Annotated in this window: 11 protein-coding genes; 4 read left to right on the top strand and 7 right to left on the bottom strand. The window is 64.9% G+C overall.

Going from position 1 to position 12,928, the window contains the following annotated elements:
- Positions 1 to 1,668: an alpha-keto acid decarboxylase family protein gene (locus BH95_RS12055; protein ID WP_019666666.1), complete on the bottom strand. Its 1,668-nt coding sequence runs from the start codon at positions 1,666 to 1,668 to the stop codon at positions 1 to 3.
- A 170-nt stretch (positions 1,669 to 1,838) separates the two neighbouring features.
- Here BH95_RS12055 and BH95_RS12060 point away from each other — a divergent pair, with 170 nt between their 5' ends.
- Complete coding sequence (locus tag BH95_RS12060) at positions 1,839 to 2,930, top strand: hypothetical protein (protein ID WP_019666665.1); 1,092 nt, start codon at positions 1,839 to 1,841, stop codon at positions 2,928 to 2,930.
- A 12-nt stretch (positions 2,931 to 2,942) separates the two neighbouring features.
- Here BH95_RS12060 and BH95_RS12065 read toward each other — a convergent pair whose 3' ends face one another.
- From BH95_RS12065 to BH95_RS12080, 4 genes are read right to left on the bottom strand one after another with little or no spacing between them, the layout of a single operon-like run.
- On the bottom strand, positions 2,943 to 4,376 hold the full coding sequence (locus BH95_RS12065; RefSeq protein WP_037105375.1) for a GntP family permease: 1,434 nt from the start codon (positions 4,374 to 4,376) through the stop codon (positions 2,943 to 2,945).
- Complete coding sequence (locus BH95_RS12070; protein ID WP_037138929.1) at positions 4,373 to 5,002, bottom strand: bifunctional 4-hydroxy-2-oxoglutarate aldolase/2-dehydro-3-deoxy-phosphogluconate aldolase; 630 nt, start codon at positions 5,000 to 5,002, stop codon at positions 4,373 to 4,375. The genes BH95_RS12065 and BH95_RS12070 overlap by 4 nt, the downstream gene beginning before the upstream one ends.
- Positions 4,999 to 6,591 carry an N-acyl-D-amino-acid deacylase family protein gene (locus tag BH95_RS12075; RefSeq protein WP_037182337.1) on the bottom strand — a complete coding sequence of 531 codons (1,593 nt, stop codon included), beginning with the start codon at positions 6,589 to 6,591 and terminating at the stop codon, positions 4,999 to 5,001. Before BH95_RS12075 ends, BH95_RS12070 begins: the two co-directional genes overlap by 4 nt.
- 9 nt (positions 6,592 to 6,600) lie before the next feature.
- The gene (locus BH95_RS12080) at positions 6,601 to 7,884 is read right to left on the bottom strand and encodes an alanine racemase (protein WP_037138933.1); all 1,284 of its coding nucleotides are present in this window, start codon (positions 7,882 to 7,884) and stop codon (positions 6,601 to 6,603) included.
- 104 nt (positions 7,885 to 7,988) lie between these two features.
- On the opposite strand from BH95_RS12080, the gene BH95_RS12085 reads away from it, so the two are divergent.
- Genes BH95_RS12085 through BH95_RS12095 form a run of 3 tightly spaced genes read left to right on the top strand, consistent with a single transcriptional unit; the run spans position 7,989 to position 10,156 of the window.
- Positions 7,989 to 8,987: a sugar kinase gene (locus BH95_RS12085; RefSeq protein WP_080738009.1), complete on the top strand. Its 999-nt coding sequence runs from the start codon at positions 7,989 to 7,991 to the stop codon at positions 8,985 to 8,987.
- Complete coding sequence (locus BH95_RS12090; RefSeq protein WP_037182339.1) at positions 8,984 to 9,742, top strand: IclR family transcriptional regulator; 759 nt, start codon at positions 8,984 to 8,986, stop codon at positions 9,740 to 9,742. Before BH95_RS12085 ends, BH95_RS12090 begins: the two co-directional genes overlap by 4 nt.
- Positions 9,743 to 9,754: 12 nt before the next feature.
- Positions 9,755 to 10,156: a RidA family protein gene (locus BH95_RS12095; RefSeq protein ID WP_037182341.1), complete on the top strand. Its 402-nt coding sequence runs from the start codon at positions 9,755 to 9,757 to the stop codon at positions 10,154 to 10,156.
- A gap of 96 nt (positions 10,157 to 10,252) precedes the next feature.
- On the opposite strand, the gene BH95_RS12100 is transcribed toward BH95_RS12095, so the two are convergent.
- The gene (locus tag BH95_RS12100; RefSeq protein WP_037182343.1) at positions 10,253 to 11,377 is read right to left on the bottom strand and encodes a T3SS (YopN, CesT) and YbjN peptide-binding chaperone 1; all 1,125 of its coding nucleotides are present in this window, start codon (positions 11,375 to 11,377) and stop codon (positions 10,253 to 10,255) included.
- A 73-nt stretch (positions 11,378 to 11,450) separates the two neighbouring features.
- Positions 11,451 to 12,608 carry an alkaline phosphatase family protein gene (locus BH95_RS12105; protein WP_230594164.1) on the bottom strand — a complete coding sequence of 386 codons (1,158 nt, stop codon included), beginning with the start codon at positions 12,606 to 12,608 and terminating at the stop codon, positions 11,451 to 11,453.
- Positions 12,609 to 12,928: the final 320 nt, after the last annotated feature.

Raw genomic sequence — 12,928 nt, forward strand, 5'->3', positions numbered from 1 at the left:
TCAGGACTTGTTCGCCGCGCTCGCTGCCGTCGCCAGCTGAGTCAACAGTGGAGGCACGTCCATCCGCGGTACGACGGCCTCGATCACGACCATCCGGTCTCGTTGTGCCGCTGCGTCGTTCAGTGCATCGCGGAGTTCGCCGACTGTCGTGACCCGCCGAACGATGGGCTCGGTACCGACGCCGAGCGCGGCGGGGATCGCTGTCCAATCCCAGGACACGATGTCGTTGTACTCGGCCGTCTCACCGTGAATGGCGCGCTCGACGGTGTAGCCGTCGTTGTTGACCACGATGATGACGGGGGCGAGCTTCTCGCGTGCGAGTGTGCCGATTTCCTGGACCGTCAGCTGCGCGGCGCCGTCGCCGATCAACAGAACCGTGCGGCGGTTCGGTTCTGCCAGAGCGGCGCCGAGCGTAGCCGGGAGCGTGTATCCGATCGATGCCCACAGCGGCTGTCCGATGAACGTCACTCCAGCCGGCAGTCGGTGCGACGCCATGCCGTAGAACGACGTCCCCTGGTCGGCGAGAACGATGTTTCCGTCCTCGAGCGCGCCGGAGACCGTGTTCCACAATGTGTGCTGAGTCAGCGCCGTCGAGGTATCGTGCACTTCGGGTGCCGAGTTGTGCTGTGTCCGTGCCTTCGTCGGTGCCGAGTGCGCGCGAGACCGAAGGATGTCGGTCAGGGCTCCGAGCGCCGCGTGCAGTTCCAGCGGTGCATACACCTGCCCGCCGACCGAGGACTGATGAACCGCCACATCGATGTTGCGTTTCGGGTCGATCTGCTGACTGAAGAATCCGCTCACCATGTCGGTGAACTGGACGCCCGCCGTGACCAGCACGTCGGCATCCTCGACCCCTGCGCGAACGGATTCATCGCTGGCCGCACCGGCATAGATGCCGAGAAAGTTGGACGAGCTCTCGTCGACGAGGCTCTTGCCCCACATCAGCGTCGCGTAGGGGATGTCGTCGGCCGCGAGCAGCGCGTCGAGCTGGGGTACCGCTCCGAGCCGATGGACCTGCAAGTCGGCCAGGACCGTCACCTGCCGGTCGTCGATCACTGCTGCGGCGGCGGCGGTGAACGCCTCGAGCGCGGCAGGACTGGTCGCGTCGTCGTAGGAGCGCAGCGGCGCCGACGGCGGGAAAGTGGGCACGCGCGCGACGTCGGTCGAGAGCAGGATGTAGCCGGGCCGCCGTTGCTGACGAACCTCCATCAGCACACGGTCGATTTCCAGTGTGGCTGTCGCCGGAGTCAGATTCGCTTGTGCACACGTGATTTCGCGGCTCATGCGCAGAAAGTGCTCGAAATCTCCGTCGCCGAGCGAATGGTGAACCAGGCGTCGTGCAGCCTGAGCGTCCTTGGACGGCGCACCGACGATGTGGACGACGGGAACATGCTCGGCATAGCTGCCGGCCACTGCGTTCAGAGCGGAGAGCTCACCGACACCGAAAGTGGTGACCAGCGCGGACATTCCGCGGAGTCGTCCGTACCCGTCCGCCGCATAACCTGCGTTCAACTCGTTGGCGTTGCCCACCCATCTCAGGGTCTCGTGAGACTCGACGTGGTCGAGAAATTCGAGGTTGAAGTCGCCCGGTACACCGAACACTTCGGTGACGCCCAGCTCGGCCAGTCGATCCAGTAGATAGTCGCCGACGGTATAGGTCTCGCTCATGGAATTTTCACGTCCTTGTCCGTGCCTTGTGGGCACCTAGGTCATCGAGAACGCCTGGTAAGGCCCTCGCCGAGAAACTGTACCGACGGCCTCGGTGTGACGGGGCTCCCGCCGCATCGATCGAAGAATTCTGGAACAGTGGATATCGACACACGGCAGAGGAGTCCAGAATGCCCGCACACCCGGAGATCGGAACCGAGCGCGAACGCGTCGAGGAACGAGTGCGGCGCTGGTGCGAGAACGCACGGCTCGAGGGCCGCCGTCCGTTGTTGTCCGACGCCTCCGCCCTGGCGATAGCGTCCGGAAGGCTCGACGAGGCGACGCGCGAGGTGCTGTCGGCCAGGCGTCGAGCAGGTAGGTCGATGCCGAGCGTCGGCGGGTTCGGTGCGGTGCGTGTGCTGGCGGACGAGCGTGATCGGTGGTTGTCGAAGGACACGAAGAACAAGCCCGGGTCGGCGATGGTGTACCGCCTGCGCGCCGCAGAACTGGCGAAACGACTGGACCACCTGCGGGCGGAGTTCACGCTCTCCAGCACGCACTACGCGCACGGCGTGCGGGCGGTCCGTCGGGATCGACGTGACGGTCTGCACCTCGATCTCGACCAGCGTGACCTGCTGTTCGACGCGACGATGCACACCCCTGTTCCTCGACGCGAACAGGGAACGACGCTGGAACGCACCGGGTTGGCTTTGCTCGAGACCGCGGCGGAACGAATGTCCGAGGCGGCCAGGAACACGCGGTTCGCCGAGCTCGGGGACAAGGCAGCGAGCGTGGTCGTCGACTACGCGGACCGACGGGACGACGCGTTCCTGGACAAATTCGAAGCCCTGTTGTTCCTCGCCGGTCACTCGGTGGACCGAATCCACACCTCACCGGCGTGGCGGTCCGATCATTTTCTCGTCCAGCGCACGCAACTCGACCTGATCGACGAGCTGACCCAGATTTCCGTCGACGTGCATTCGTTGCGGGGGATCGGTGACGAACTCGACGGCATCGCCGCGATGATGTTCGACGACGCCACCCGCGCCCAGGTGTCGACCAGGCGTACTGCCCTCGGCACCGTGTGGTCTCAGCTCATCGACCGTGTCGCAGCGCTGGTGCGCGTCGCGGATCTCGTGACCCACGCGGAGGGCGACCTGCGGACCATGGATGTGATGCAGAAAGCGCAGAGCCTCGACAGCAGAATCGATGCTCTCGTGGCTCGCGCGGGCCAGCGCGAACTGTCCGCCGACAACACTCACTTCGTCGGCGACCAGTTCTAGCGCCGCGACGGGTCAGGCGATGATGGCGAAGAGCACTGCCGCCACCGCGAAACTGACTACTGACAGAATCGTTTCCAACACTGTCCATGTCTGCAGTGTCTGCTTGACCGTCATGTTGAAGAACTTCGCGATGATCCAGAAGCCACCGTCGTTGACGTGACTGAGAATGATGGAGCCCGCTGCGATCGACATCGCGACGAGCGCGGTGGCCATCGGTGAGTAGTCCTGCGCCGCAACGAGAGGTCCGACGATTCCGCCGGTCGTCACGATCGCGACGGTGGCCGAGCCCTGAGCGATACGCAGCGCGCAGCTGATGACGTACGCGAGGACGATGATCGGCAACCCGGCGGCGGCCATGGCGTCGGCGAGGGCGGTGCCGATTCCCGTGGCCGAGATGACCTTTCCGAAGAAGGCGCCTGCACCGACCACCAGAAGCAACATGCCGACCGGACGCAGGGATTCTCCGGTCAACGTGCTCAGTTCCTGAACCGTCGAACCGCGTCGGATCCCCAGAACGTAGAACGCGATCAACACGGCGATGAGCAGTGCGACGGCCGGTGTGCCGAGGAAAGTCAGCACCTCGAGCAGATTGCCCGGGTCGAGGAGGATGCTGCCGAACGTGGCGCCGAGGATGAGGACGAGCGGGACCGCGATGATCGCACCGATGAGTCCGACCGACGGGGGAGTGGTGACGACGGGACGCTTGGTCGCGACGCCGCTGCCGCCCGTCGGCTCGGCGTCGTCGCCTTCGTTCACGAAGTCCTCGGGCACATCGACGATGACGCGTTTGCCGATCCAGTTGCCCCAGACGAGGCCTGCAGCGATGAATCCCGGTATACCGCAGACGAATCCCATGAGGATGAGCCAGCCGAGGTTGACCTCGAGCAGTCCGCCGAGAGCGACCGGGCCGGGGTGAGGCGGTAGGAATGCGTGGGTCATCGAGAGGCCGGCGAGCATCGGAAGTGCGTACAGCACCAACGATTTGCCGCCCTGGCGAGCTGCCACGTAGACCAACGGCGCGAGAACGAAGATGCCGATGTCGAAGAACACCGGGATGCCGAAGATGAGACCCAGCAGGCCCATCGCGATCGGCGCACCGCGGTCCCCGAACACCCCGAGGAGCTTGGAGGTCAAAGCCTGTGCTCCACCGGATCGTTCGAGGATGGCGCCCAGTACGGTGCCGAGTCCGATGATGACCGCGATGTGCCCGAGAATGCCACCGAACCCGGTTTCCAGCAGTGACTCGTTGCTCTTGATCGCTGTACCCACGATCTCCGATACCGGCAGGCCTGCCGCCAGGGCGAGACCGAGTCCGACGATCAGCAGGGCAACGAACGGTTCGAGCTTGACCCTGATGATGACGAAGAGAAGTACGGCGATGGCCAGGCCACACAGTACGAGAAGGCCAGGGGTGGACGTCCTGAGCCAGTCGACGGCGGTACTCATGAAGTGCCTTTCGGTGAAAGAGAAGTGACGAAACGTTGTGCGCGTTCGGCGATACCGTCCCAGTCGTCGGATGCGACGGCGGCGGGCGACACGACGTCGGTTCCCGCGGTGACGGCGACTGCGCCGACGGCGAGGAAGTCCGCGGCATTGGAGGCGTTGACGCCGCCGGACGGGACGAGCTTGGCGTCCGGCAACGGCCCGAGCAGGTCTTTGAAGTGCGCGGGACCGAGGGCTCGTGCCGGGAAGATCTTCACGGCCGCAGCGCCCATGTCGATCGCGTCCATCACCTCGCTGGGAGTCAGAGCACCCATCATCAGCGGAACACCGCGTGCCGAGGCGACCTCGGCGACGGCGGGTCGGAGCCCGGGGGTGACGAGGAATTGCGCGCCGGAGTCGATCGCTGCCCGGGCCTGTTCGGACGTCAGAACCGTGCCGGCTCCAATCACCGCACCCGCATCGGAGGCCACACGCAGCAGGTCGAGCACGCCAGGCGTCGTGAACGTCAGCTCGACGGCGCGGATACCGCCCCTGGCCAATGCCCCGGCGAGTGCCTGCGGATCGGAGATCGAGGGCGCTCGCACCACGGCGAGGGCACGGTCGTCGAGAATGGTCTGCAGTGCGTTCATCGTTCCGCTCTCAGAGAATGTCCGGCGAGAATGCCAGTGGGTTGTCCGTCGTCGATGGCGAGTCGGCCGTTCACGATCACATGGCCGACACCGACGGCCTGTTGCTTCGGTTGCTCGAAAGTCGCAGTGTCGCGGACTGTATCGGGATCGAAGAGAACCAGGTCCGCAGCGTTGCCGACCGCGATGGTTCCTCGGTCGGTGAGTCCGAGCCGCTCCGCCGGTCGTCCGGTCAAGTGGTTGACGCAGTCCTCCAGGTCGAGGAGCTTCTCCTCGCGCACGTAGTGGCCCAGGTAGCGCGGAAATGTTCCCCACGCCCGTGGATGCGGGCGTTCGCCGACGAGAATGGCGTCGCTTCCGCCCATGTGCCGAGGATGCGCCATGATCGCGCGCACGTTCTCCTCGTGCCCGACATGCTGCAGAATCGTCGTCGCCAGTTGGTCGCGTACGAGGATGTCGAAGAACGAGTCCACCGGCGATTCGCCCCGTTCGGCGGCGATGTCCACCATCGTCTTGCCCACCAGCGAGTCCAGTTCCGAATTCGCGACACCACTGATCTGAATGGTCTCCCACTCGACCGTCACACCGTGGCAGCCGTCGGATCCGTTCACGTTCACGTCCTCGGTGATGCGAGCGCGCATCTCCGGGTCGCCGAAACGGGCAAGCGCCTGATCCGGCCCACCGGACATGGCCCAGCTCGGAAGCAATGCGGACAGCGTCGTGGCTCCGGGCAGGTACGGGTAGGTGTCCAGCGTGACGTCGCAGCCGTCGGCGATGGCAGAATCCACCTTGTCGAGGAATTCGCCCGCCCGGCCGCGGTTCACGCCGAAGTTCATGGTCGCGTGGGTGAGGTGCAGCGCGCATCCGGTCGCCCGCGCAAGATCCAGCATCTCCTGATACGCCTCCAGCGCACCTGCGCCGTACGATCGCGTGTGCGGAGCGTAGAAGCCTCCGAAATCGGCGACGACCTCGCACAATGCGCGGAGTTCGCTTGTATCGGCGTACATCCCGGGTGTGTACGTCAACCCGCTCGACATCCCGACGGCACCCTCGCTCAGGCCCTGGGCAAGCAGTTCCTGCATGTGGGAGATCTCGCGAGGCGTCGCCGGACGCTGATCGCCGCCGACGGCCAGATACCGGAGCGTGCCCTGAGGTACGAGGTACGCCGCGTTCGGTGTGATGCCCTGATCGAGCCGCGTCAGGTACTCGGCCACCGACCGCCAGGAAAAATCGAGGTCCGACGGGTTGCCGTTCCAGCCGGCGATCTGACGACGTACGACGTCGAGGGTGGCGTCGTCGATCGGGGCGTAGGCGATACCGTCCTGGCCGATGACCTCGGTGGTCACGCCCTGACTGATTTTCGGGAAATGCCCTGGATCGGTCAGCAACCGAAGATCGGAATGTGCGTGCATGTCGATGAAGCCGGGGGCGAGCACATGCCCTGCCTCGGCCTCGATGACCCTGTCCGCGCCGGTCGTGACGCCGGGTTCGGTGATGGCCGCGATGATGCCCCCGTCGACGAGGACGTCACGACGCACGCGCGGTGATCCGGTTCCGTCGACGACGTCGGCTCCGCGAATCAGCAATGTCATTCGTGGCTCCTAGAAGAAGGTGTGGACTAGGTCGACGACGCGCGGATCGTCGCTGCCTGCATCGTCGACGAGAGGGATCAGCCGCCATTTGTCGAAGGCTGTGCACGGATGCGAAAGACCCAGGCGAACAACGCTTCCGATCGGAGCTGCGCTGGCGTCCGGGGCGAACCGAAGGAAGGCGTGCTGATCGTTGAGGGCGGTGATCTCGCCGTCGACCGACTGCGGAGTGGGCAAACCCTCGTCGTAGGGGAGGTCCCGCTTGCCGGCATCGAGCAGCGCGAGGCCCGGCTCCGGGCGCGACACGACGCGCGCCCAGCCGTGCATCGCAGCTTCGAGTGGATGGTCCGAACGGCTCGGGATCATCGGTGAGATCTGTGAGTAGAACCCGTCGTCGTGGATGATGTATGCCCCCGACCGGAGCACCACCGTGGTCGCGACGCCGCGTGCGCCGTCCTCGTCGGCCAGTGGCGCCAGGTGCGCGGCCACGATGTCCTGATACGCGCTTCCGCCCGCGGTGACCACGGCGTGCTCGGCGTAGAGACCTGCTGCGTCGAGTTCTCGATGGAGAGTTGCGACGGCATCGAGGTAGTCGGCGACGGCCTTCAGGCCGGCCTCGGACCGATCGTGGCTGAGTGCGCCCTCGTATCCTCCGACACCCGCGAGTGCCAGACGAGGCGACGCGGCGACGGCGTCGGCGACCGCACGAGCTTCGTCGATCGTGCGCGCACCGGTTCTGCCGTGCTCGCCGCCCAGCTCGACGACGACGTGCACCGGCCTGGTTGCGCCTGCGTCGGACAGGGCTGCGTTCATTGCCTCGACGGTGCCGAGTCCGTCTGCCCAGCAGTAGAATTCGAACTCGGGATGTTCGACGAGTTCCCGTGCCAGCCAGGCGAGACCGACAGGGTCGACGAGGGCGTTGGCCAGCATGATGCGTTGGACGCCGAACGTCCTCGCCAACTGCACCTGCCAGATGGTCGCCAATGTGATTGCCCACGAACCGGAATCGAGCTGGCGTTTCCAGAGAGTCGGAGCCATCGTCGTCTTGCCGTGCGGCGCGAGTTTCACACCCGCCTCGGCAGCCCAGGCGGCCATGACCTCGATGTTGTGGTTGATTCGTTTGTCGTCGAGCGTCAACAGCGGCGTCTGGAAGGACGTCGCCGATGGTGCTTCTCGGACGAACTCCTCGATCGAACGTCCCCAGGCGTGGGGTGGAACCGATTTGTGTTCGGGTCCGATCTTTCGCGCTCGTAGGGCGTTGACGGCGTGCGTGTCGATCAAGGTGGAGACCTCCAAGCGGGTGCGCGTTGCATAATATGCAACGGCTGTTGCGCAAAATGTTTGTGATTAGTAGTGTGCATCCAACAGGGGCCGGCCCGCAAGCATTCGAAGGAGATCTCTTGCTTTCATCGCCTCGCGCGGTATGCGTCGGAGAAGGACTCGTGGTTCTCGTTGCCGAGCCCGGCGCCCTCGAAGACTCGGATTCGTTTCGACGTTCGGCAGGCGGAGCCGAAGCCAACGTGGCACGCGTCCTCGTCCAGCTGGGTGTGTCCACGTCCTGGTTGTCACGGGTCGGAGACGATGGATTCGGCCGATACCTGCTACGTCAACTCGGCGAATCAGGTGTCGATGTATCTGCCGTGTCGGTCGACCCTGCACGTCCGACGGGGATCTACGTCAAGGAACGCGGAGCCGGCACCGGCGTCGGACACGATCTGCCGCGCGGCGAGAGTCGCATGACGTACTTCCGGACAGGATCGGCTGCCAGCGCTCTGTCTGCCGAAGACCTGGTTCCCACCGTGATCGAGGGGGCCGCCATCGTCCACCTCTCCGGAATCACCGTCGCGTTGTCGGCCTCGGCCGAGTCGATGTCGAAAGCACTGCTGGCGTCCGCGGCGACCGTCAGCTTCGACCTGAACTTTCGGCCCGCGCTGTGGGGCTCGAGAATCTCCGACGCGTCCTCCGTGCTGGCTGACCATGTCCGCGGCAGCGACGTGGTGCTGATGGGTGCCGACGAGGCGCACGAGGTCTTCGGGATCGACGATCCCGCAGCGTTGCGCGCGGAGTTCCCGGAACCGCGTCACCTGGTGGTCAAGAACGACGCGCACGTCGTGACCGCGTTCGACGGATCGTCGCGCGTCGACGTTCCTGCCCTCACACTCGACGTCGTGGAAAAAATCGGCGCGGGCGACGCGTTCGCAGGCGGATTTCTTGCCGGTTTGCTGACCGGGCACTCGGCTGTGGACAGGGTCCGGCTCGGTCACCTCTGCGCGGCAGGAGCCTTGACCGCACACGGTGACGCGGCCGAAGTCGCTGATCCCTCTCGGCTCGCCGCGGCGCTGGCCCTCCCCGACGCGGAGTGGAACTCGGCACGATTCGCTGATCTGGTGGCGCAATGAGCCAAAGCCTGTCCCGAGCATTGACCATCCTCGGCCTCCTGGGGGAGGAGACGAGGTCGCTCGACCAACTAGCCCGAGAACTGGACGTGCACAAGACAACCGTGCTGCGACTGCTGCGCACGATGGAGTGGGACCGCTTCGTCCAGCACGACGCCGACCACCGATACGTGCTCGGGTCACGATTCTTCGAACTCGCCAACCGCGCACTCGAACAGAGGGATGTGCGCACGGTAGCGAGGCCGCACCTCGCTGCGCTCAACGCCGCAACCGGACAGACGATCCACCTGGCAACCCTCGAGGGTGGCGAGGCGGTGTACATCGACAAATTCGATGCGACGCAGAGCGTCCGGATGTACTCGCGTATCGGAAGACCCGCCCCGTTGCACTGCACGGCCGTGGGAAAGGTGCTGGTCTCCGCACTCCCACGTGCCGAGCAGCGGCAGATCGCGCAACGCATCGAATACGCGCGGTTCACCGACCGGACCATAGATTCCGCCGAGCGGTACCTCGCTGAACTGGACCTCGTAGCCGAGCAGGGCTACGCCGAGGACCACGAGGAACACGAGACGTTCGTCAACTGCGTGGGTGTACCGATCCTCGACGGCACCGGACGAACCGTTGCGGCAGTGTCGATGTCGGTACCGGACATGCTCCTCGACCACGGACAAGTCCTCGGGAAACTACCCGAAATTCTGGCTGTCGCCGAAGCCATTTCGGCCGATCTCGGCTGGAAGCCGACCGAGAAGACCTCGTAAGAAAGGAAAGTAATGAGCGAGAAGATCGCAGTTCGAACCGATGGGGCACCGGCACCCGCTCACACGTTCTCCCAAGGGGTGCGCAAGGGCCCGTTCGTGCAGGTCTCCGGCCAGGGACCGGTCGATCCGAAGACCAGCGAGTACCTGTACCCGGGCGACGTCGCCGCCCAGACCACGAGAACGCTCGAGAACGTGCGCGCGATCGTCGAAGCGAGCGGCGCAACGTTCGACGACGTCGTCATGCTTCGCGTCTACCTCACCAAGCGCGAGGACTTCGCCATCATGAACGACGCATACGGCGAGTTCGTCCAGAAGTACACCACCGGAGATATCCTGCCCAGTCGGACAACGGTATTCACCGGTTTACCTCGCGAAGAGATGCTCGTCGAGATCGACGCCGTCGCGATCGTCTGACGCCGGGTCCGACAACCGGCCGGGCTCCTCTCGTGTCATGGCGGCATTCGCCGTGGGGAGCACGGCCGGGCGACGGATGCACGCCAACCGGCGAGCTCAGACGTTGTCGAGATTCTTGATCGCCACCAGCGCGCTGCGCAGTGCTCGGACAACTCGGTCCCACGGAACCGCCTCCAGCGCACACTCCTCGGCCGCCGCGGATTCTCCACGGAGCATGGCTTCCTGCGCGTACTCGCGCCAAGACTCTGCCTGTTCGGTGCAGAACGCCTCGAAACGTCCGATCTTCGCGCGGTCAGGTCCGCAGACCGACACGATGTCGTCGGCGTCGACCTTCCCACCGGACTCCGCATCCATCTCCAGCAACGTCATCAGTTGCGGCGGAAGCTCCTCGTCGCTGGGGTCCGCGGACCCGTCGACCTGTTCGGTCGCGTCGTGGGTGGGAACAACACCCCCGACGTGATCGGCGAACTCCTCGTCGACCGTCGCCGCGAACTTCGCCAGGCGGCCTGCGGCATTCACCACGTGCTGTGGGACGAACGGATCGGCGTCGATCGTGCACGCGACATGGACACGGTCCTCGACCAACAAGAACTTCAGCCGCGGATGCCGGCGATTGAGATCCGCGACGACCTCCGCAGCCCGTGTTCGCCCGGCAATACGCTCGACGACGAGCGCATGAATGCGGATCTCGTCTACGCCCGCAGCAGTGACGTATGCGATGACCGGCCCGATGGCGATGCTGACGACTCCGTCGGGCGTGACCAACACCCGATCCCCGAAGGTCTCCAGCAACGGACCCGCCACATCCGGGGGACAAGCCGACTCGTCGGGTGTCGGTGCGGTCGGCGCCTTCGCCCCAGGCCGGAAGAGGAACGAGGGATGCGGGATGTTCCACGCGCATCGGATCTGCTCGACGACCGTCGAACACAACCGGTCGACCCACGCGGCGCCGTCCTCGACGACGAAAATTCCGTCGGCCTCGGCCGGTTGCCAGGGAGGCGGGGGAGAACCGAGCCCCGACGATGCACACACGAGCGTCCCCTCCGCTGTCAGGCGAAGAAGCATTGCTCGCCGCGGTGAGCCCTCGGGCTCGAAGTCGGGAGATATCGACAGCTCCGCACCTGGTTCCAGCGACGCCAGATGATCAGCCAGTTCGGTCGTGAACCTCGTCCAGTCGGACTGCGTTGCAGCGTCAAGGTCTGGACAGTTGTGCTTCGGCATGTTTCTCCCCGTTCCACCAAACTTCGAACATTCGATCGAACAGAAGTTATCGCGGGGTACCGACAAGAACCGGTCAGCGGCGGCTGTCCGCTCGGACGACCGTCGCTGGAACGAGTAGCTCGGCAGGCGTCAGCGACCCGTGGTGCCCCTCGAGTGCCGACGCGTTCGCTTCCGCCTGCGTTCTCACCACGGCCGATTCGTCCTGCGCGAGGGCCAGCAGGTCTCCGATTCGTTCGGCGGACGCAGTGGACACCGCCGGGCCGAACCACCCTCGCGACAGTGCGTCCTCGCGGGTGACGACGAGGAAGTGCTCCCCGAGTGACTCCTGCCAGGTCACCTGCACGTCACTACTACTTCCGGTCCGTGTGTAGAGGTAGCGCATCCGGGGTTCTCCGCCCAGGAGCCTGACGCCGTCCCTCAGCTCCGGGGTCGAGTCGTAGTCGAACCTCCGGTCGATGCCAACCATTCCGTGGTCGGCGACGACGATCAGCGCGCCGTCGGGTGGAAGACCGTCGGCGATCGACTCGGCGAGTAGGTCGACATGGCGAAGATGCAGGCGCCATGCGTGCGACTTCGGTCCTCGGACGTGGCCCACCAGGTCGAGGTCACCGTGATAGGCGTAGACCAGCGTCGGGCCGGGAGCATCGAGTGCGTCGAGTGTTCCGGCCGCGAGATCGGCAAGGGAAACCGAGTTGCGGAACTGCGCGCCGCGAAGAGAAGCACGAGTCAGTCCTGAGCTCGCCTGCATCGACGGACCGACGTGAACGACGCGAACACCGTCGTCACGCGCACGTTCGAACGCGGTCGGTAGCGGTTGGAAGTGCTCCGGAACCACATCGGCCGGTAGCTCCTCGGACGCGGACGTCCCGTGGAGTTTCCACTGAAGACTGTTCATGAGGCGTTTGTGGCCCGGAAGCGCGACGAGATATCCGACGACACCGTGCTCTCCGGGAGTGAGCCCCGTGCCAAGTGAGCTGAGGCTCGTCGCCGTCGTGCTCGGAAATCCTGCGGTGATCGATCGGGTGGTGTGTGCAGTGAGGAAGGGCGCGTCGTCCGAATGATCGGCAAGTTGTTCGCTGCCGAGTCCATCGACCATCAGGACACACGCTCGTCGGACACCGTGGAGATCGAGACCGAGTCTGTCGGCAGACGAACTGCCCGTCAGATGCGCGACCACGGACGGCACTACATCGGACAGGGACCCCGTTCCATAGCGCGGTGAAAGCAGCATGACGCAACCGTATGCGCCGCGCCGGCACCGCGCAGCCTCTGTTGTTAACTCGTACAAGCGCCTGACCAGGCGATTTGCGAAGGAGTTCTTCTTGGCGTAACTTTTGTCGAGTCAGAGCGACACGGACACCGACCCGGACCGAAAGGTGCGGGACACGAGGTTGGACGCAGATCGAACTGGCAGCCCCTTGCGAGGTAAGAGTTTACATCGTGAGGGACATGAGCGTGTAAGCCCCGAAGTCGAAGCGAAAGCTGACGCAACGGTGTGTGCGTGTTCTTTGAGAACTCAACAGTGTGTCGATGAATGTCAGTGCCGAATGT

Origin of the sequence: Rhodococcoides fascians A44A, from assembly GCF_000760735.1 — a bacterium.
In the GTDB taxonomy this organism is placed as follows: Bacteria; Actinomycetota; Actinomycetes; order Mycobacteriales; family Mycobacteriaceae; genus Rhodococcoides; species Rhodococcoides fascians_E.